General features: G+C 34.8%; 19 protein-coding genes. 11 read left to right on the plus strand and 8 right to left on the minus strand.

Translation table 11 applies throughout. The features are described from left to right. The first annotated feature begins 158 nt into the window (after positions 1–158). The 3 genes from QOL71_RS07090 to QOL71_RS07100 all read left to right on the plus strand — a co-directional run bounded on the left by QOL71_RS07090 (position 159) and on the right by QOL71_RS07100 (position 2,971). On the plus strand, positions 159–731 hold the full coding sequence (locus tag QOL71_RS07090) for a cob(I)yrinic acid a,c-diamide adenosyltransferase (protein ID WP_283416242.1): 573 nt from the start codon (positions 159–161) through the stop codon (positions 729–731). Positions 732–853: 122 nt separating this feature from the next. After that, positions 854–1,489 carry a thiamine diphosphokinase gene (locus QOL71_RS07095; protein ID WP_283416243.1) on the plus strand — a complete coding sequence of 212 codons (636 nt, stop codon included), beginning with the start codon at positions 854–856 and terminating at the stop codon, positions 1,487–1,489. A gap of 90 nt (positions 1,490–1,579) precedes the next feature. Then, positions 1,580–2,971, plus strand: coding sequence for a type III PLP-dependent enzyme domain-containing protein (locus QOL71_RS07100; RefSeq protein ID WP_283416244.1), 1,392 nt, complete (start codon positions 1,580–1,582; stop codon positions 2,969–2,971). A 156-nt stretch (positions 2,972–3,127) separates the two neighbouring features. On the opposite strand, the gene QOL71_RS07105 is transcribed toward QOL71_RS07100, so the two are convergent. Further along, positions 3,128–3,760, minus strand: coding sequence for an NAD(P)H-dependent oxidoreductase (locus tag QOL71_RS07105; RefSeq protein ID WP_283416245.1), 633 nt, complete (start codon positions 3,758–3,760; stop codon positions 3,128–3,130). 173 nt (positions 3,761–3,933) lie between these two features. On the opposite strand from QOL71_RS07105, the gene QOL71_RS07110 reads away from it, so the two are divergent. Further along, complete coding sequence (locus QOL71_RS07110) at positions 3,934–4,290, plus strand: winged helix-turn-helix transcriptional regulator (RefSeq protein WP_283416246.1); 357 nt, start codon at positions 3,934–3,936, stop codon at positions 4,288–4,290. A 29-nt stretch (positions 4,291–4,319) separates the two neighbouring features. Here the strand turns inward: QOL71_RS07110 and QOL71_RS07115 are convergent, their stop codons facing one another. The 5 genes from QOL71_RS07115 to QOL71_RS07135 form a co-directional block, all read right to left on the minus strand. Then, positions 4,320–5,978 carry a serine hydrolase domain-containing protein gene (locus QOL71_RS07115; protein ID WP_283416247.1) on the minus strand — a complete coding sequence of 553 codons (1,659 nt, stop codon included), beginning with the start codon at positions 5,976–5,978 and terminating at the stop codon, positions 4,320–4,322. Between the two features lie 15 nt (positions 5,979–5,993). Then, positions 5,994–6,563 (minus strand): YIP1 family protein, encoded by a 570-nt coding sequence (locus QOL71_RS07120; protein WP_283416248.1) that lies wholly within the window; start codon positions 6,561–6,563, stop codon positions 5,994–5,996. A 4-nt stretch (positions 6,564–6,567) separates the two neighbouring features. Next, positions 6,568–6,834: a DUF2089 family protein gene (locus tag QOL71_RS07125; protein WP_283416249.1), complete on the minus strand. Its 267-nt coding sequence runs from the start codon at positions 6,832–6,834 to the stop codon at positions 6,568–6,570. A gap of 144 nt (positions 6,835–6,978) precedes the next feature. Continuing rightward, positions 6,979–7,671: a hypothetical protein gene (locus tag QOL71_RS07130; RefSeq protein ID WP_283416250.1), complete on the minus strand. Its 693-nt coding sequence runs from the start codon at positions 7,669–7,671 to the stop codon at positions 6,979–6,981. 35 nt (positions 7,672–7,706) lie between these two features. Next, the gene (locus tag QOL71_RS07135) at positions 7,707–9,335 is read right to left on the minus strand and encodes an acyl-CoA carboxylase subunit beta (protein ID WP_283416251.1); all 1,629 of its coding nucleotides are present in this window, start codon (positions 9,333–9,335) and stop codon (positions 7,707–7,709) included. A 307-nt stretch (positions 9,336–9,642) separates the two neighbouring features. On the opposite strand from QOL71_RS07135, the gene QOL71_RS07140 reads away from it, so the two are divergent. The 3 genes from QOL71_RS07140 to QOL71_RS07150 are packed head-to-tail and all read left to right on the plus strand — an operon-like array spanning position 9,643 to position 12,413. Continuing rightward, positions 9,643–10,542: a DMT family transporter gene (locus QOL71_RS07140; RefSeq protein WP_283416252.1), complete on the plus strand. Its 900-nt coding sequence runs from the start codon at positions 9,643–9,645 to the stop codon at positions 10,540–10,542. Positions 10,543–10,552: 10 nt separating this feature from the next. After that, positions 10,553–11,635 (plus strand): putative type IX sorting system protein PorV2, encoded by a 1,083-nt coding sequence (locus QOL71_RS07145; RefSeq protein ID WP_283416253.1) that lies wholly within the window; start codon positions 10,553–10,555, stop codon positions 11,633–11,635. Positions 11,636–11,657: 22 nt separating this feature from the next. After that, complete coding sequence (locus QOL71_RS07150; RefSeq protein WP_283416254.1) at positions 11,658–12,413, plus strand: hypothetical protein; 756 nt, start codon at positions 11,658–11,660, stop codon at positions 12,411–12,413. 70 nt (positions 12,414–12,483) lie between these two features. On the opposite strand, the gene QOL71_RS07155 is transcribed toward QOL71_RS07150, so the two are convergent. Then, positions 12,484–13,119, minus strand: coding sequence for a peroxiredoxin (locus QOL71_RS07155; RefSeq protein WP_283416255.1), 636 nt, complete (start codon positions 13,117–13,119; stop codon positions 12,484–12,486). A gap of 134 nt (positions 13,120–13,253) precedes the next feature. Further along, a complete protein-coding gene (locus tag QOL71_RS07160) occupies positions 13,254–13,772 on the minus strand; it encodes a hypothetical protein (protein ID WP_283416256.1) in 519 nt (172 codons plus the stop codon). Between the two features lie 126 nt (positions 13,773–13,898). Between QOL71_RS07160 and QOL71_RS07165 the strand changes: the two genes are divergently transcribed. From QOL71_RS07165 to QOL71_RS07180, 4 genes are all read left to right on the plus strand, one after another. Continuing rightward, the gene (locus QOL71_RS07165; RefSeq protein ID WP_283416257.1) at positions 13,899–15,647 is read left to right on the plus strand and encodes a glycoside hydrolase family 3 protein; all 1,749 of its coding nucleotides are present in this window, start codon (positions 13,899–13,901) and stop codon (positions 15,645–15,647) included. Positions 15,648–15,795: 148 nt separating this feature from the next. Next, positions 15,796–16,950, plus strand: coding sequence for an N-acetyl-alpha-D-glucosaminyl L-malate synthase BshA (gene bshA / locus QOL71_RS07170; RefSeq protein ID WP_283416258.1), 1,155 nt, complete (start codon positions 15,796–15,798; stop codon positions 16,948–16,950). A 209-nt stretch (positions 16,951–17,159) separates the two neighbouring features. After that, on the plus strand, positions 17,160–17,960 hold the full coding sequence (locus QOL71_RS07175; RefSeq protein WP_283416259.1) for a hypothetical protein: 801 nt from the start codon (positions 17,160–17,162) through the stop codon (positions 17,958–17,960). A gap of 126 nt (positions 17,961–18,086) precedes the next feature. Further along, complete coding sequence (locus QOL71_RS07180; RefSeq protein WP_283416260.1) at positions 18,087–19,355, plus strand: DUF2851 family protein; 1,269 nt, start codon at positions 18,087–18,089, stop codon at positions 19,353–19,355. Positions 19,356–19,372 lie beyond the last annotated feature (17 nt).

Raw genomic sequence — 19,372 nt, forward strand, 5'->3', positions numbered from 1 at the left:
TTAAGGCATAAGAAAAATCAAAGATTTTAATTTCTGACAAAGTCAAACCTTGTGCCTTAAAAACATTAGAATACTTCAAATTAATTCTTTGTGCCATTGTGTTTGACCTCAATATTCAAATAAAAAAAGTTAATTTTAAACTTTCATAAAAAGAAACAATGAAAATATATACAAAAACCGGCGACAAAGGTGAAACCGGACTTTATGGCGGAAGTAGAATCTCCAAAGCCAGCGCAAGAGTAGAATCTTATGGAAACATCGATGAACTGAATGCTAATATTGGCGTTGCGAAATCTCATATCGAAGATGTAAGTATCATTAATCAGCTTAAGAAAATTCAATTTGATTTGTTTACGGTTGGTTCCGAAGCTTCGACCCCGATTGATAAATTGTTTTTGGCTAATGGAAAAGCACGGCTTCCACTTGTGATTTCTGATAAAGAAATTGAAGAATTGGAAACTTGGATGGACGAAATGGAAGAGAAAGTTGAGCCTTTGCAATATTTCATTTTGCCCGGCGGTGGAAAAGCGGCGACTTTTCTTCACGTAGCGAGAACGGTTTGCAGACGTGCAGAACGCAGTTTGGTTTTTCTCAATCAATCCGAAGAAGTACGAGCGGAATTAATCAAATATCTGAATCGTTTGTCAGATTACCTTTTTGTTTTGGCAAGATATGTTTCGAAACTTCATAATGAGCCGGAAGAATATTGGAATCCGAATGATAGAAGTTAAGATGATGATAAAGATAATTTTGATCTTAATTGGTGCTGTTTTTCTATCATCTTGCACAGTTTCGAAACCTACGAATGAGACTGATAAAGGCTTTTTCTTTAAATGGAAATATAAAAAAGATAATGAGAAATAAAGCACTTCTTTTCATCAACGGAGATTCTCCGAAATCAATTCCGAATTTGTCAGGTTATGATTTGATTGCTTGTACAGATGGTGCATTTCATTATTTGAAACAACTGAAATTTCCATTGGACAAACTGGACTTTATTTCCGGCGATTTCGATTCTCATAAAATTGAGGAAGAGATTCTTCGACAGGCTCAGAATGACAATTTTGAAATCATAGAAACGCCTGACCAGAACAAAACGGATTTTCATAAAGCCTTAGAAATCATTATCGAAAAAGGATTTGATGAAATTGATGTTTACGGTGGAAGTGGAGGTGAACAAGACCATTTTCTCGGGAATCTGAGTGTAGCTTTTGCTTTTAAGGATAAAGTGAATCTTCGTTTTTTTGATGAATACTCTTCATATTACTTTATTCCGAAAAAATTCGCAATTTCTGATGTTAAAGGGAAGATGATTTCTTTGATGCCTTTTCCTATAGCAAAAAATATCGAAACAAAAGGGTTGAAATGGCCTTTGTATAAAGAAGATTTAATTTTGGGAGAACGGATCGGAACACGGAATGTTGCTGAAAATAAAGATGTTATAATTGAGTATAAACAAGGTGACCTGCTGATTTTTGTTGGGAATTAATTCATTAATTTTTATGGAATTATTAACGTGAATATTCAGTTTATTTCATCATTTTTGCATCGTAAAACAATTAAACTTTTTTAGCCAGAAATGAAAATAAAATATTCTGAACTAATTGATCAAACGCTTTATTTTCCAACTGAGGAATTCAGTGTAGAAGAAAATAATCTGAAGTTCCACGACATTAATCTGATGGAGGTTGTGGAAAAATTCGGGACTCCTTTGAAGTTCAATTATTTACCAAAAATATCTCAGAATATAGAAAGGGCAAAATTCTGGTTCAAAGAAGCTTTTGAAAAGAACGATTATCAGAAAAATTACAGATATTGCTACTGCACAAAGTCCAGTCATTTTGCATTTGTTGTAGAAGAAGCGTTGAAAAATGACATCAGTCTGGAGACGTCTTCGGCTTATGATATGGATATCGTGAAGTCGCTTTACGACAAAGGAAAAGTGACTAAAGATATCGAAGTCATTTGCAACGGTTTCAAAACTGATGATTATTTGGCGAAAATTTCGGAGCTGATTAATAATGGTTTCGAAAATATCACGCCGATTCTTGATAACTACAGAGAGTTGGATAAGCTAACGGAAAGTATCGACAGGACTTTTGACATCGGAATCAGAATTGCTTCTGAGGAAGAACCGAAGTTCGAATTTTATACCTCAAGATTAGGAATCGGATACAAAGACATTATTCCTTATTACAGTCAAAAAATTGCTGAACATCCGAATGCTAGGCTGAAAATGCTTCACTTTTTCATCAATACCGGAATCAAAGACACGGCTTATTATTGGAACGAATTGTACAAATGTCTTCGCGTCTATGCTAGATTGAAAAAGATTGCGCCGGAAGTTGACTCGTTGAATATCGGTGGTGGTTTCCCAATTAAAACATCCTTGAATTTTGATTACGATTATGCTTATATGGTGAACGAAATTGTATCCCAAATCAAAAAATTCTGCGAAGAAGAAGGTGTTGAAGAACCTAATATCTATACAGAATTTGGAAGCTTCACAGTTGGAGAAAGTGGTGGCCATCTTTATAAAATAATTTCTCAGAAACGTCAGAACGACCGGGAAAAATGGAATATGATTGACTCGTCTTTTATGACAACTTTGCCTGATACTTGGGCGATTTCCCGTCACTTCATTATGTTGCCGTTGAATCGTTGGGATGATTCTTATGAAAGAGTTTTTCTTGGTGGATTGACTTGTGATTCAGATGATTATTATAATTCTGAACAGCATACGAATGCGATCTATCTGCCAGTTTTCAATGAAACGAAACCTTTGTACATTGGTTTTTTCCATACAGGCGCTTATCAGGAAACTATAGGTGGTTACGGCGGTGTTCACCACTGTCTGATGCCTCAGCCAAAACATATTTTGATTGATAAGGATGAAGACGGAAACTTCACTTACGAACTATTCCGGGAAGAACAAAGGCCAGAAGATGTTTTGAAACTTTTGGGATATTAAATTCAGACAATAGACTTTTAGATAAAAGATAATAGACGAGAAAAAGCGGAAATTTATTTCCGCTTTTTTTATTTGATTTTTCTCGTAGGTTTTATGAATTAAGCCGATTTTTTACAATCAGCGTAATCTATCTAATCAGCGAGAGAAATATTTTTTTTATTTGATTTCAGTAACGAACTCGTCTTTTGGAGTTCTGTATTTTTTAAGATTCACCAGCCAGTCGCCATTTTCTTCTCTGTAGCCCAGCGGTAAAATCACAACACTTTTCAAACCTTTCTCAGGGAATCCTAACAATTCATCAAGAGCAGCATTATTAAAACCTTCCATTGGTGTTGCATCTACTTTCTGCTCAGCAGCTGCAGCAATTGCCAATCCAAAAGAAATGTAGGCTTGTTTTGCAGCGTGTGTCGCATGCCATTCCTTTCCAAGCGGTTCGTACATTCCCCATAATCTGGTTTTGTAGTCATCCATTGCTTCTTTAGGGATTCCCCTTTCAGATGTTGTTTTTTCAAAAACTTCGGAGATGCTGTTGTGAGAATAACCGTCCCAGGCTGCCCAAACCAAAAGGTGAGAGCCGTCTGTAATCTGCGCCTGGTCAAAAGCAATCGGCCGGATTTTTTCTAATAATTCTTTATTGGAAATGACGAATAATCTGTAAGGTTGCAAACCTGATGACGAAGGTGCCAATCTTGCAGCTTCTACGATGTAATCTACCTTATCTTGAGGGACGGCTTGTCCATTCATTTTCTTGGTTGCGTACCGCCAGTTTAAGTCTTCTAATAAACTCATTTTTTATAATTTTCTTGATTTGAGGCATCAAAGTTAAAAAACAAAAGTTTATATTTGTAATTAAGTTACTAAAAGTTACTGTTACAAAAAGGTAACTTATTTGATAATTAGTAAGTTGTGAAATTGAATTAACGTAAATTTAATTTACATTTCTTCAATAAAAGATATTATTTATGAAAATTAAATGTTGTAAAACCAACCTTCTCGCTGTACAGGATACAATGGATATTTTGAAAGGGCGATGGAAAGTTCAAATTATTGCGGCGCTTTGTTATGACAAAATGCGATTCTCTGATTTGCAGAAAGAAATCGCAGGTGTTTCTTCGAAAATGTTGAGCAGCGAACTGAAAGATTTGGAAATCAATCAATTGGTAACAAGAACAGTTCTCAGCACACAACCGATTAGTGTGGAATATGAATTAACGGACTACGGACGAACTTTGAAAAAAATCATTGAGAATCTTGCAGAATGGGGCATTGAGCACAGAAAAAAGATTACAGGCAAAATTCCCGAAGTTGCTGAAATTTAAAGGCTTCAAAAAACGAAGCCTTTAAATTTTTATTCTTTTGTGAAATGGTATATTTTCCCATTCTGCTTCAGCTGCAATTGATTCGGGAAGAAAACCACCTCGATGTTAGCTGGTGCGAATTTGAACAGATCTTTATCAACGTATTCCAAAGGAAATGCTGATTGTCCTTTTCCCTGCGCCAATAATTGATCATCTTCCGAATAGATTTTCAAACCCATAGCAATATCAGGCGAAGTATAATTACCAATATATTTTTGGAATTTCTCAGGTGTTTTAGAAATATCATTAGTTTGAGTTCCAAATTTTGGATATTCATAACCTGAATCATAAATCAAACTCAGGATACCGATAGCCAGATTATTGTGGGGAAATTCTTCTCCATTAATAATCATAGAAACCGAATAATCTTCTTTTGTATTATAAGAGGTGATCGAGTGGCTTCCGGCTGTATCACCTCCGTGTCCAAAAGAAACCTGATTGTAAAACGGAACAGGCATTATTCCTAATCCGAATTTTAAATCTGAACTTGGCTTTGGCAACATGTTTTCCAGTGTTTCTTTTTTAACGAATTTATTGTTAAATAAGGCATTAATAAAAAGATTTAGATCATAAGGTGTTGAAACAATATCGCCCAAACCGATGCAATTGTGAAAATCGAAATCCTTTATTTCCATCCAATTACCGTCTTTATTCTTGTAAGATCTGAAAACATTGGTAGGATTGTCCAAAACTGACAAAGTATTTTTCATATTCGCTTTGCTCGTGATTTTTTCCTTTAAGAGAATATTATAAGGTTTTTTTGTAATTTTCTCCAGAATCCTGCTCAAAAGATAATATCCGGAATTGGAATATCTCGTTTTTTCTCCCGGCTGAAACTCTACGCCTTGTGCTTTGATCGTGTCAAGAATTGTTTTGTCTCCGACTGGTTTTTTGAATAACCATTGATAATGTTCTCCAACATAATCTCCCAGACCGCTGGTGTGATTCATTAGTTTTTCGATGGTGATTTTGTCTGCATTTGGAATGTCAGGATAATATTTGGACAGCTTGTCGTTGATGTTCAGTTTTCCTTTTTCTACCTGTTGCATCAGCATTACGGCTGTAAACAATTTGCTGATAGATCCAACCTGATACTGTGTGTCGGGATTCCATTTGACATTTGGTAATTGGTCTTGTCCGAAATTTCTTTGATAAATTTCTTTCCCATTTCTGAAAATCGAAATACTTCCAACAGACTGTTTGTTCGCCGTCAGGTAGTTTAAGAAATCATCAATTTTCTTAGTATTGATTTCTCTGTTGCCGATGTCTTTGATTTTTTGATCTTGTGGACTTGACTTAACGGTGCCGTCATTTCGGTAAAGATTTAACGGGAACGATCTTGAATTCTGTTCTAAGGTTCCTTCAAAATGATCGGTTTTGTATAGACCTTTGTAAGAAGCTTTCAGCTCATTCATTTCAAAAATCAATTCATCGTTACGGAATTCGGTTTTATCGACTGTAATAATTTTGTCTCCTTGCTTTGGACTTCTCGCAGTAGAAACATAAGCGTTGTTTTCTTTTTTGATATCAAGAAGCAAAGGCAGTTTCATTGCGCCTAGATCGATTTCTCCTCTCCAGGAACCTGTTAAATCCTGGGCGTAAAAAGTCTGTGCCAATAAAATCAGCACCAATAAAAGCTTGGTTTTCATATATTTAAATTTTGGTTAAAGTATCGATTGACTCACGATTGTCAGTATCAATGAAACAACTACGAAGAGAACAATGTGTTGCCACTTTTTGATATTGGTAGCCGTTTTGAATCCGTTATAATACAATACGAAACTGTAAATCATCAATGGTAAAGTTGCTAATGCAAAAGCCGTAACTACAATGAGATTAATTGTTTCCACTTGACCTGGATCGCCTGCGCTTTTTGTAACACTATCCGTAGCATTCTTAAAAAATGACATTCCGTAGACTGGCATTATTATAATTAATGGAATGGCAGATATGAGAATAGTATTAATGATATCGATGATTCTTGTTCTATTATTAAAGAATTTGGCAAGTATAAATAAAATAATAATTGCAAAGAGAAAGCTTAAAGAATTAATTCTCGCAACATCCCAAATCGTTTGATTTTCATCTAAATGAGAAAGATGAAAAATACTGTCATTTACATTTCCGGAATAATAACAACCAAAGATGTTCACAATGAAAAATATAATTCCTGTAATAAGCAGATGTATATCATTAAATTTCCCAAACGGATTGAATATAGTTCTCCAGGTCATAGTCTTACTTTTGAAGTTTTTTTACTTTTTCGATGAGATCATCCATTTTGTTTCTCATTGTTGGGTAGGACAATTCAGCCTGTTTTGCCATTTCTTTGATGCTTCCGCTGGACAGAAAAAAATTGAGGACGAACTCTTGCTCTTCCCTGTTCAGTTTCAAAAGAACAGGTAATTCGTAGTCTCCATTCACCTGAGTTGCACAAGATGGACAAGTCATCTGGCTTACATTCAGAGTATGATCGCAGCTTGGACATATGATTGGAAGTTTCATTTATTCTATTTTTGTTTTACAAATGTAATGATAATTTTAATAAAGTTAAAAAATATTTTAATTTTATTAAAATTATTTTTTGATTTTGAATAATAAAAAACCTCTCATTATTGAGAGGTTCACTTACATAAATACAATTTATAATTAATTTGTGATCTTAGTTTTATTTTCGGGTTTTACATAATCACTGTAGCTGATTGGCGAATAAGCTTTTTGCTCTACAATGTTTTTTGTAGCTCTCCAGTAATTCTGATCAAATTTTTTCATCAGTGTAATAGAGCACAAAAGCGCCTTGTTGGTTATTTTAACTTTTACTGAAGTAATGTAATTGCTGTCTGAATAATTGAATTGTGGAATCTTATCATCGGATTCGCTGGATTCTCCGTTAGAATAAGCTACAGTCCATTTGTAGAGATAATCAGAAGAATTGGCATTGGGAAAGAATGAAATAATGGATTCATTAACTTTCACATCTTTGAAATCATCGATTTTGATTCCGCAGCTGTTTTCAACAAGTTGTTGCCTGGAATCAATAATATTAATATCTTTCTCACATTGGACTAATCCTTTAGCTGTTAAAACAGAAACGGATATTGTACTTTTACCAGTACCTTTTCCTGTGACATTGATCTTATTGATCTTACTGTTTTCTTCAATTTTAACAACGTCATCATTTGATACTTTCCAGGAGTAACATTCTTCACATTGTGCTTTTGTATCAACTGTGAAAGTTGTTGTTTCGTTCTGAACCGGAATTTTGCTTGCAGTGATGGTACATTGCCCATATAAGCTTGTGATCGCCAGGAATCCGGCAATCGGAATAAATAAATTTTTCATCTTTATAAGTGTGTCCTGCAAAGATAAAATAAATTTTATACCTGAATCACACCTAGATTAAATTTTTCTGTAATTGGAGAATGGTTGGCTGCTTCTATTCCCATACTGATCCACTTTCTTGTATCAATTGGATTGATGATGGCATCTGTCCAAAGTCTTGCTGCAGCATAAGTAGGTTGGGTCTGTTTGTTATAATCCTTCAGGATTTTATCCAGAATATCTTTTCTTTCTTCTTCCGAAATTTCTTTTCCCTGTTTTTTGAGTGCTGATTCCTGGATTTGTAAAAGAACATTCCCTGCCTGTGAACCACCCATTACTGCCAGTTCTGCCCATGGCCAGGCGACAATTAATCTAGGATCATATGCTTTTCCGCACATTGCGTAATTTCCAGCGCCATAAGAATTTCCTGTAATCACAGTGAATTTCGGAACTACCGAATTGGATACAGCATTGACCATTTTTGCACCGTCCTTGATGATGCCGCCGTGTTCGGATTTTGAACCAACCATAAAACCTGTAACGTCCTGAAGAAATACCAACGGTATTTTTCGTTGATTACAATTCGCAATAAAACGGGTCGCCTTGTCAGCAGAGTCAGAGTAGATAACACCGCCAAACTGCATCTCGCCTTTGCCGCTTTTTACAAGTTTTCTTTGATTAGCAACAATTCCTACACTCCAGCCATCGATTCTGGCTGTTGCACAAATAATGCTTTTCCCATAATCTGGTTTATATTCTTCGTATTCCGAATTATCTACAAGACATTTGATGATTTCAAAAGTATCATATTGCTCAGATCTCACGGCCGGCATTATTCCGAAAATATTTTCCGGACTTTCTTTTGGAGGAAAGCTTTCGGTTCTGTCAAAGCCAGCTTTTTCGAAATCTCCAATAGATTTCATTATATTTTTGATGCGATCCAAAGCATCCTTGTCATCCTTGGCTTTATAATCTGTAACACCAGAGATTTCACAATGTGTAGTTGCTCCGCCAAGTGTTTCGTTATCGATATTTTCTCCAATTGCCGCTTTTACAAGATAACTTCCTGCCAGAAAAATACTTCCTGTTCTATCCACAATCATTGCTTCATCACTCATAATCGGAAGATAAGCGCCACCGGCAACACAACTTCCCATAATGGCAGAAATCTGGATAATTCCTGCAGAACTCATTTTCGCATTATTTCTAAAAATTCTGCCAAACATCTCTTTATCCGGGAAAATCTCATCTTGCATTGGAAGATAGACACCTGCAGAATCAACAAGGTAGATAATTGGCAAACGGTTTTCCATAGCGATTTCCTGAGCTCTCAAATTTTTCTTGCCTGTGATCGGAAACCATGCTCCGGCTTTTACAGTAGCATCATTCGCAACAACTATACATTGTTTACCAGAGATATATCCGATTTTTACAACAACGCCGCCTGCTGGACAACCGCCTTCTTTATCGTACATTTCATAACCTGCAAATGCCCCGATTTCTATAGAGTCAGAATTCTTATCAAAAAGATACTCAACACGTTCTCTGGCAGTCATTTTTCCCTGATCGCGTTGTTTCTGAAGTGCTTTTTCACCGCCGCCTAATTTGATTTTTGCCAAAGCTGCTCTGATGTCAGAAAGTTTCAGTTTGTTGATATCTTCTCTTTTATTGAATTCTAAATCCATAAGGGTTTTCTTTGGGCCTAAAGATAAAATTTTTTGACATATACCAAAACGAAAGAGTTTATTAATTATACAATCGTATTGATGGGTACTAAAATTTAATATTCGTTTTGTAATATTTTTTAATTTTTGGCGTTTTATTGATTAAATGAGATAAATTTTTAGTTAGTTTATGTTTATTTTTAATAAGTTTTCTTATTAAAAGATCCGTATAAAATTTTATACGGATTTTTTCATGTATTGATTAGAAAATATGCTCTGTGAACCCATAAATTTATCTTAGTTTTGCAAATCAAAATCAATATTTCCAATGAAGAATTCTTATTTGCTGCGGTTACATTTTATCGTTTTTTTATGGGGATTCACGGCTATTTTAGGAAAATTGATTTCGGCTGATGCACACATCCTTGTTTTTTACAGAATGTCATTTGCTGCAGTTTTCCTTTATTTATATCTTCGGATTGTAAAAAAGGAAAGCATCAAAGTGACAAAAGGCTTATTATTAAAATTAGTAGGGATCGGAAGCGTAATGGCTTTTCACTGGCTGTTCTTTTTCCAGTCTATCAAGGTTTCCAATGTGTCGATAGCTTTATCATGTTTGTCATTATCAACGTTATTTGCTGCATTGATAGAACCTTTGATATTCAGAAGGAAACCGGATTGGATGGAAATTGTTATCGGCGTTATTATTGTGATTTGTATTTCTATGATTTTCAATGCCGAGCTGAAATATAAAGAAGGCATATTTTATGGCATTCTTTGCGCACTTTTCGGGACGATCTTTTCTGTTTTCAATGGTAAAATTTTTGGTAAAACCAGTTCCGGGAATATTATTTTCTACGAGATTGCCGGCGGTTGGTTAATCATCAGTTTGTTTTTTATTTTCACAGGACAAATTTCTTCTGTCAGTGAAATAAGTTATACAGATATTGCGTTAATAACATTATTGGCTTCTGTTTTTACTGCTTATCCAATGTTTGAAAGTGTCAAGTTGATGAAGTTTATTTCACCTTTCACGTTGATTTTGACCGTAAATCTGGAGCCTGTTTATGGGATTATTCTGGCTTTTTTTATCTTTGGAGCATCAGAACATATGAGTCCTGTTTTTTATATTGCTTCCTTGGTGATGATTATAGCAATTGTTATCAACGGCATTATAAAATCAAGACGGAAAAAAGAAGATATAACTACAGAAACCAATCATCTGTAAACAGCTTTTGATGAAAAGAATTTTATTTTTCTTACTGATTGTTTTTTCGCAACTTGTTGATGCTCAAATCATCAGGAAGTATTCTAATGAATTTTTGAATATTGGTGCCGGTGCCAGAGGTTTGGCAATGGGAGGAGCTGTTGTTTCTAACCAGGATGATGTTTATTCCCCTATGTGGAATCCGGCAGGATTGATGAAAATTGACCGCGACTGGCAGGCTGCGGCGATGCATGCAGAATATTTTGAATCCATTGCCAAATACGATTATATCGCCTATGCGAAGCCTTTGGATTACGGAAACGGCGTTTTCGCAATTTCATTAGTAAGATTAGGTGTTGATAATATTCTTAATACAACTCAATTGATAGATTCTGAGGGAAATATTGATTATGATAAAATCAGTTCGTTTTCAACATCAGATTACGCAGCATTATTTTCTTACGCCTTTCATCCCAACGGAAATCAAAAATTAGATGTTGGGGCAACAGCAAAAGTGGTTTACCGAAATGTTGGAAAATTTGCAAGTGGTTATGGTTTTGGATTTGATTTAGGAGCTATTTACCATACAGATACCGATTGGAACTATGGATTTATGCTAAGAGATGCTACAACAACGGTCAATTTTTGGACCATTAATCAGAAAGAATTATCGGCAGTTGTGAATGGGGAAGAATTTAACCCGGCGCCAACGGACAAAATGGAAATCACAATGCCAAAACTGAATCTTGGTGTCAGCAGAACTTATGAGTTTAATAGAGATTTAAAATTATTACCGGAAGCAGGTGTCAACATAGATTTTGCTAAAACGGCTGCACTTATTTCCACCGATTTTGCCAGTATCACCCCTTATTTGGGTGGAGAATTGATTTTCCAGGATATGATTTTTGTAAGATTGGGATTGAATCGTTTCCAATCAATTACTGATATAGAAGACCTTAAAAGAAAAGTTTCTTTCCAGCCTAGTGCAGGTATAGGAATCCGTTACAAAGGTTTGACGCTGGATTATGCCATTACCAATTCCGGAATTGGCGGTTCTAATTTTTATTCCAATTTCTTTTCTCTGAAATTGGATATGCAGGGTTTTAGAAATTAGAAAAAATTATTAAATTCGAATTATGAAAAAGATACTTGGCTTATTATCAGTTTTTTTACTTGTTGCGATTAATGCTCAGACTGTTGGTGATTATAAATATGTCATGATTCCATCTGAATTTGCAACACTGAAAGAAAATTACGGAATGGATACGATTTTGAGAAATTCTCTGAAATCCAAAAAATATATAGTGTTATCTGCTGAAAAAAGTAACTGGCCTAATGATGCATTGATTAATCCATGTAAAATTTTGAATGCTGATGTTCTTAATGAAAAAAGCTTATTGAGAAACAAGATTTCCTTACAATTCAGGGATTGTAATAACAAAATCATTTACTCCGAAAAATCCAGCAGCACAATCAAAGAATTCGAACCTGGTTTTCAAGATGCTATGAGACAGGCTGCTGCAAAAATTCCTGTTTCCAATCCTGCCAATACATCTGTTGGTACAGCTCCCGCAAATGAAACCATTGCAATGCAAACAACTAACTCTGCTGCTAACAGCAAAGCTCAGGATATTAAAAAATCTGCCCAAAAATATTCTAAAGGTAACCTGACATTACAAAAAATACAAATTGATGAGTCTCAGTTTATCTTGGTTGATGGGAATAGCAGTGTTCCTTTTGCGACTTTTAAAACCACCGCAAAAAATGATGTTTTTCGTGTTAAACTTGCGTCTGGCGAGTCTACTTTGGGCTATTATGAAAATGGAAATATCGTTATAGAAATCCCTTTAAATACTGGAGACTTTGTCAAAGAAGTTTTTATAGCAAACTAAACAAGCAGTAATTTCAAATAAAAATAAAAAGCTCAGGTAATCTGAGCTTTCTTTTTCTGTAAATCCAGAATTATTTATTTGGTTGTGGAGTATATCGTAAATAAGGTTTTATGACCTTCACGCCTTTTGTAAACTTCTTTTCAGCATCTTCCTGGGAAACTGCCGGCGGTATAATCACATCCTCGCCGTCTTGCCAGTCAACAGGCGTTGCAACGCCATAACCGTCCACTAATTGTAAAGAATCCAAAACTCTAAGGATTTCAGAGAAATTTCTTCCCGTTGAAGCCGGGTAAGTAATAATTAATCTTACTTTTTTATTGGGATCGATAATTAATAAAGATCTTACAGTTAAAGTAGCACTGGCGTTCGGATGGATGAAATCATATAATTCTGAAACTTTTTTGTCCTGATCGGCAATAATCGGGAATTCAACTTCTGTATTCTGAGTTTCATTAATATCAGAGATCCAACCTTTGTGATTGTCAAGTCCGTCAACACTCAATGCTAAAACTTTTGTATTTCTTTTGTCAAATTCGGGTTTTAATTGTGATGTTTTTCCCAGTTCGGTTGTACAAACCGGCGTGTAGTCTGCGGGATGAGAAAATAAGATTCCCCAGGAATCGCCAAGATATTCGTAAAAGTTAATTTTTCCAAGACTGCTTTCTGCGTCAAAATCCGGAGCTGTATCACCAAGTTTAATAGACATATTTTTTAAATTTTGTAATTAATGGAAAACAAATTTAGGAATAAAAGTTTAATTCATACTAATTTGGTATTATTTATTTTTAATTATAAAAAAAACCACAAAACTGTGGTTTTTAATTTCTTTATAAGATTGGATTATAATGTTCCAACTTTACTGTCATTAATGTTGTATTTTTTAATAACTTCTTCGTATGACATTCTGTGAAGGTCAGTAGTATTAGCGTTTTTATTTCCATATACAGCAGGAACTAGAACAATTCTAAAGGTTTGACCATTGATGAAATTGGCTTTAAAATTATTGTCTTCTTTTATAGTCATATTAAAATCTGCTCTTAGATCAATCTGAACATCTGCTGTTGTAAAGTTAAAAGTATAATCCATTGTTCCCTCATTGAAAAAGTAAGACTTAGGAAGCGGTTCCCAAATAGGAGTGTTGGAGCCGGGATTATTTTTTCTATAAACTAAAACAATATCCTGTCCAAGCATAGGTCTGTCAAAGCGCTGATTAAATCCATAATAATCATCACTGTTTCTTATAAGATTTAAATTAAGGTCGTATACTGTGGGGTAATCTACTTGAACTTGTACGTCATCATTATCGTCCTTACAACTGAAGATAAAAACACTAGTAACTAGCAATAATAAAAGGGGCAAAAACTTTTTCATAGGTATAAATATTTTACGTTAAATTTTAATTGCAAATTGCAGACCATAAAAATAGCTAATTTCCGTGGAATTAATATCTTTATGGAAACTTTCTAAAATTTAGATTTTCAAAATATGAAAAGGTTAAGTCTATTTATAATAACTTTTATCTCACAATTTTATTTCACTCAGTATCAGCCTAAAAATCTATCTTCTATAGATATTAAAAAAGCAAACAGTTGGGTTGATATAACTTATAACTCACTTTCTCAGGATGAAAAATTGGGACAGCTTTTTATCGTAGCGCTTTATACCAACAAAGGTGAAGATTTTATTAATCAGATCAGGAACATTGTTGTCAATGATAAAATCGGGGGATTGATTCTGATGCAGGATGACGCCGCAAGAGAAATTAATCTGGTTAATGAGTTTCAGTCCAAATCAAAAGTGCCGCTGATGATTGGGATGGATGCAGAATGGGGGTTATTCCAAAGAATTGCAAAAGCACACAAGTTTCCGTGGGCGATCACACTAGGAGCAATACAGGATAAAAATCTGATTTATGAGATGTCTGCTAAGATTGCCGAGGATTGTAAAAGAATGGGAATCAACTGGGATTTTGCACCGGTTGTGGATGTGAACACCAATCCGAATAATCCGATTATCGGAAACCGTAGTTTTGGTTCTGATGTCAATAATGTTGTGAATTCTGCTTTGGCTTATTCCGATGGATTACAGGATAACAGAATTTTGGCAGCGATTAAACATTTCCCTGGTCACGGGGATACAGCTACGGATTCACATTTGGATTTACCATTGATTCCACACGATATGAAAAGATTGGAAGAAGTAGAACTCGCGCCTTTCAAAGCATTGATGAATAAAGGCGTTGGAGGTGTTATGGTTGCTCATCTGTATGTTCCGACTTTGGAAAACGAAAAAGGCATTCCGGCTTCGGTTTCAAAAAAAATAATTACAGGGCTTCTAAAAGAAAAGCTTGGTTACAAAGGTTTGATTATAACGGATGCACTGAATATGGGAGCTGTTGCCAATAAATTCAAAGCTGGAGAATTAGATGCGTTAGCTTTCAAAGCAGGAAATGATATTATGTTATTTTCACAGGATGTTGCAACCGGAAAAAAACTAATCCAGCAAGCGATTGATAAAGGAGAAATTTCACAAACCAGAGTAGAAGAGAGTGTTAAGAAAATTCTTTTGACCAAATATTATCTTGGTTTGAACCAATACAACAGCATCAATCCTGAAAACGTTAACGAAGATTTGAATAATGCATCACATTCGGCTTTGGTTCAGAAAATGTATGCAAATGCTTTGACATTAATCAAAGATGATAAAAAGTTATTGCCATTGGATTGTAAAGAAACTTATTATTACGTTCCATTAGAAGAAGCGCCCTATGACACTTTCCTGAATCAAATCAATACAGGAGCAACTGTAATTCTTAAAAAAGCTAATGAAATCAATACAATCCCTGCTAACTCAAAAGTGATTGTTGGTTTTCATAAAGATAATTCTACGGCTTACAAACCTTACAAAATTTCGGACACAAGCAAGAAGATTTTAGTGGATTTGAGCAAAAATCAGAATGTGATTCTGGATGTTTTCGGGAGTCCTTATGCTTTGAAAGATGTTGATATTTCTAAGGTTTCTACGGTTTTGGTTTCTTATGAAAACAATGACGATTCTATGAAAGCAACAGCCAGTGTAATTTTAGGACAAACAAAAATATCGGGAAGACTTCCGGTTTTGGTGAACGACAATTTGAAATTCGGAATGGGAATGGATGTCGAGGCTAAAATTCAAAATCAAACTGATAGAAAAAATAGTTCAGAAACTAAAAATTCTAAGATTGTAATGGAGTAAATTTATAACCACAAAAACTTAAGAATTTTCGTCTCGCAGATTTATAAGATATAACAGATTTTTATTTTAAATCTGCTGATTAGTGAAATCGGTGAGAACTTTAAAAATAAATTTTCACATTTTTTGTGTAAAACAATAAGAAAGTAAAATGAAAATAGGAATACTTTGCTATCCCACTTACGGCGGAAGCGGAATTGTTGCAACAGAATTAGGAATGTCTTTGGCCGACAAAGGTTATGAAGTTCATTTCATAAGTTCGGCATTGCCGGCACGTTTGGATGTTACGAATCCGAATATTTTTTTCCATAAGGTCAACGTTCAGACTTATCCGTTGTTTCAATATCAGCCTTATGATATCGCTTTGTCATCAATGATTTATCGCGTTGTGAATCTTTACAAATTGGATATTTTGCACGCCCATTATGCGATTCCTTATGCTTATGCGGCTTTTACAGCTAAGCAAATGTTAAAGGCTGAACACAAAGATGTGCCTTTGGTAACAACGCTTCACGGAACGGATATTACTTTGGTTGGTCAACATCCGAGTTATAAACACGCCGTGGAATTTTCTATCAACCAGAGTGATACGATAACTTCTGTTTCTGAAAGTCTGAAGAAAGACACATTACAGTTTTTCAATATTCAGAAAGAAATCCAGGTGATTACCAATTTTATTGATAATTCTGTTTTTGACGAAGATTGCAAGACTTGTCAAAGGGAGCAGTTTGCAAGTGATGATGAGAAGATTCTGATTCACGTTTCTAACCTTCGTCCGGTTAAAAGAATTCAGGATGTTCTGGAGATTTTCAAGAATGTCAACAAGAAAATCAAATCCAAACTGATAATCATTGGCGAAGGTCCGGATATGGAGAAGATTTCGGAGTTTATGGAAAACAATCCGGACTTGATTGGCAAAATCAAATTGCTTGGAAAAGTCAACGATTTGTATAGAATTTTGCAGTTGTCGGACGTTTTCCTTTTACCTTCTGAGCAGGAGAGTTTTGGTTTGGCAGCATTGGAAGCTATGGCGGCAAGAACGCCGGTTATCAGTAGTAATGCTGGCGGGATTCCGGAAGTTAATATACAAGGGGAAACAGGGTTTTTGGCCGAGATTGGAAATGTAGAAGCAATGAGTAATTATACAATCAAACTTTTGAGTAATGATGACCTTCTGGCGGAAATGAAGAATAATGCCAAGGCTCAGGCAATAAAATTTGATTTGAAAAATATTCTTCCGATTTACATTGATATGTACGAAACGACCATCGCTAAATTTGAAGAAGCGAAGTATAAAGAAGTTTGATAAAAATCTAAATTAAGAAAAAAGTTTTTCGACTCCGCTCAGTGCGAAAATTCTGGATATTACAATTGTCACACTGAGCGGAATCGAAGTGTTTTAGGGAAATATTGTAATGTATAATTATTTGAGGACTAATGTTTTGTTAAAAATTATTTTATAAATTAGAGAAAAATATTTCTGATAATTTATTGAATCATCAAAAGCACAACATTATGAGTATCAAAAAACACTTTCTTACGATCTTCTTTTTGTTAATTGGCTTCTTAGTTTATTCCCAAACTGATACCATTACAATGACCGACGGCAGCGAGCTCCGCGGAAAAGTCGTTAAGTATAATCCGAATGACATTACGTTTATTCATCAGAACGAGACTTTGGAATACACGCTCAACAAAAAAGACATTTCCAAAATCACATTTTCTTCCGGTCGCATAGAGTACCTTAATGCGACTGCTACTGCGCCGAACACTTCACAGTCCGTAGATTACAAGAACAAAGTAGCGATCTTGCCTTTCAGCTATGTAAGAGACCAGGAAAAAAGCAATGAGACAATGACCAAAAAAATCCAGCAGGAAACTTATACAATTTTCAATTCCAAAAAACAGAATCTTAAGTTCCAGGATCCTACGGAAACCAACGCGCTATTGTACAAAGCCGGAATCAATGAAAGTAATATGCAAGGCTTCACCATGGGCGAAATTGCCCACATCCTGAATGTAGAATATGTCATCAGCGGATTGGTTTCCATAGAAAAGACGAATACATATACCTCCAATTACGGCAGCTCCAATACAGATGTTTCGCAGAAGAATAATGGTGCAAAGGTTAATTCCACGGGCTCGTCCTCTTCAACAACGTATCAGAATTACAATACCAGCATCACGATGAACATCTTTTCCGTTAATGGCGATAACCTTTTCACTCAAAACCATAATTCATTTTGGCCTTATGAGAATGCTTACAAAGCCACTTTAGAATATCTGGCGAAAAGAACACCGCTTTATAAAAGATAGTCTGAAATTATTGTTTAAATTTTGGAATCTACATTTAAAATATTTCTGTAACTTAAAACCCTTTTAAAGTTTGAAACTTTGAAAGGGTTTTTTGCTTGAAAATTTTTATATAAAACGTCCACACAAATGAATGAAGAAATATTACAATACATCTGGAATTACAAAAAATTCCTGAACTTCGATTTTATCTCTACTGACGGGCGAATTATTGAAATCCCGGAGTTCGGAGAATGGAATAAGAATTCTGGTCCGGATTTTCTCTTTGCCAAAATTAAAATTGACAACATCATTTTTGCGGGAAATATCGAGATTCACACCAAAGCGTCCGATTGGTTTTTTCACAATCATTCCGGAAATCCTGAGTTTGAAAACCTTATTCTTCATGTGGTTTATATCAACGATTGTGATATCCCGGAATTAGAACGGCAGAATATTCCGACTTTGGAACTCAAAAATTATATTGATGAGAAGCTGATTCAGACCCATCAAAATCTAAAAGCAGAACACGCCTTTATTGCTTGCGAAGAATTATTTGATGAGAATAAAATCCCTTTGTTTTTTGAAGAAACGGTTTTGCTTAAGAAATTAGAAGCCAAATCCCAAATCTTCGAGGAATCACGACACAAAAATCATAACAATTATGAAGCTGTTTTATTCCAAAATCTGCTTTACACTTTTGGATTAAAAGTGAATGCCGAAATTTTTCTTCAAATAGCGGAAAGTCTTGATTTTGCAGTTGTCCAGAAAATCAAGCAAAATGATATCCATCTGGAAGCTCTGTTTTTTGGAATCTGCGGTTTTTTGGAGGTTCCGAAAGATGAAATTATGCAAATCTGGAAACGGGAATTTGATTTTTTGAAATTGAAATTTAATTTGCCGGATGTCCGGATTTATCCCAAATTTTCCAAACTTCGTCCACCGAATTTCCCAACCATAAGATTATCCCAAATAGCCAATCTTTATCATTCTCAACCTAATCTTTTTTCAAAGTTGATTGAAGCAAAAACGATTGATGATTTGTACAGTCTGCTTAATAATGTCAAAGCTTCCGAGTATTGGGACAATCGGTTCAATTTCGGAAAGATTTCGAAGGTAGAAAATAAAAAATATCTTAGTGAAGATTTTATTGATTTGATAATCATTAATACAATTCTGCCTTTGAAATATTTCTATCATAAAAATCATAATCCGGAAATAGTCGATGATATTTTTGATTTCTATAAGCAGATGAAATCTGAGAAAAATTCGATTATTGCTGAATGGAAAGTATTAGGAATGAAATTCGAAAATGCCTTACAGACCCAGGCCTTTCTTTATCAGTACAAAATATTTTGCAGTCAGAAAAAATGCTTAAATTGCAGTATTGGTTTTCAGTTGCTGAAAACGGATGCTTAAAATTCGATTTAAAAGAA

This window comes from Epilithonimonas pallida (assembly GCF_900182975.1).
GTDB classification, from domain to species: domain Bacteria; phylum Bacteroidota; class Bacteroidia; order Flavobacteriales; family Weeksellaceae; genus Epilithonimonas; species Epilithonimonas pallida.

What these genes read in the sequence shown, in the direction of transcription:
- QOL71_RS07090 (WP_283416242.1), top strand. Translation starts at nt 159, where the DNA reads ATGAAAATATATACAAAAACCGGCGACAAAGGTGAAACCGGACTTTAT.
- QOL71_RS07095 (WP_283416243.1), top strand. Translation starts at nt 854, where the DNA reads ATGAGAAATAAAGCACTTCTTTTCATCAACGGAGATTCTCCGAAATCA.
- QOL71_RS07100 (WP_283416244.1), top strand. Translation starts at nt 1,580, where the DNA reads ATGAAAATAAAATATTCTGAACTAATTGATCAAACGCTTTATTTTCCA.
- QOL71_RS07105 (WP_283416245.1), bottom strand. Translation starts at nt 3,760, where the DNA reads ATGAGTTTATTAGAAGACTTAAACTGGCGGTACGCAACCAAGAAAATG.
- QOL71_RS07110 (WP_283416246.1), top strand. Translation starts at nt 3,934, where the DNA reads ATGAAAATTAAATGTTGTAAAACCAACCTTCTCGCTGTACAGGATACA.
- QOL71_RS07115 (WP_283416247.1), bottom strand. Translation starts at nt 5,978, where the DNA reads ATGAAAACCAAGCTTTTATTGGTGCTGATTTTATTGGCACAGACTTTT.
- QOL71_RS07120 (WP_283416248.1), bottom strand. Translation starts at nt 6,563, where the DNA reads ATGACCTGGAGAACTATATTCAATCCGTTTGGGAAATTTAATGATATA.
- QOL71_RS07125 (WP_283416249.1), bottom strand. Translation starts at nt 6,834, where the DNA reads ATGAAACTTCCAATCATATGTCCAAGCTGCGATCATACTCTGAATGTA.
- QOL71_RS07130 (WP_283416250.1), bottom strand. Translation starts at nt 7,671, where the DNA reads ATGAAAAATTTATTTATTCCGATTGCCGGATTCCTGGCGATCACAAGC.
- QOL71_RS07135 (WP_283416251.1), bottom strand. Translation starts at nt 9,335, where the DNA reads ATGGATTTAGAATTCAATAAAAGAGAAGATATCAACAAACTGAAACTT.
- QOL71_RS07140 (WP_283416252.1), top strand. Translation starts at nt 9,643, where the DNA reads ATGAAGAATTCTTATTTGCTGCGGTTACATTTTATCGTTTTTTTATGG.
- QOL71_RS07145 (WP_283416253.1), top strand. Translation starts at nt 10,553, where the DNA reads ATGAAAAGAATTTTATTTTTCTTACTGATTGTTTTTTCGCAACTTGTT.
- QOL71_RS07150 (WP_283416254.1), top strand. Translation starts at nt 11,658, where the DNA reads ATGAAAAAGATACTTGGCTTATTATCAGTTTTTTTACTTGTTGCGATT.
- QOL71_RS07155 (WP_283416255.1), bottom strand. Translation starts at nt 13,119, where the DNA reads ATGTCTATTAAACTTGGTGATACAGCTCCGGATTTTGACGCAGAAAGC.
- QOL71_RS07165 (WP_283416257.1), top strand. Translation starts at nt 13,899, where the DNA reads ATGAAAAGGTTAAGTCTATTTATAATAACTTTTATCTCACAATTTTAT.
- bshA (WP_283416258.1), top strand. Translation starts at nt 15,796, where the DNA reads ATGAAAATAGGAATACTTTGCTATCCCACTTACGGCGGAAGCGGAATT.
- QOL71_RS07175 (WP_283416259.1), top strand. Translation starts at nt 17,160, where the DNA reads ATGAGTATCAAAAAACACTTTCTTACGATCTTCTTTTTGTTAATTGGC.
- QOL71_RS07180 (WP_283416260.1), top strand. Translation starts at nt 18,087, where the DNA reads ATGAATGAAGAAATATTACAATACATCTGGAATTACAAAAAATTCCTG.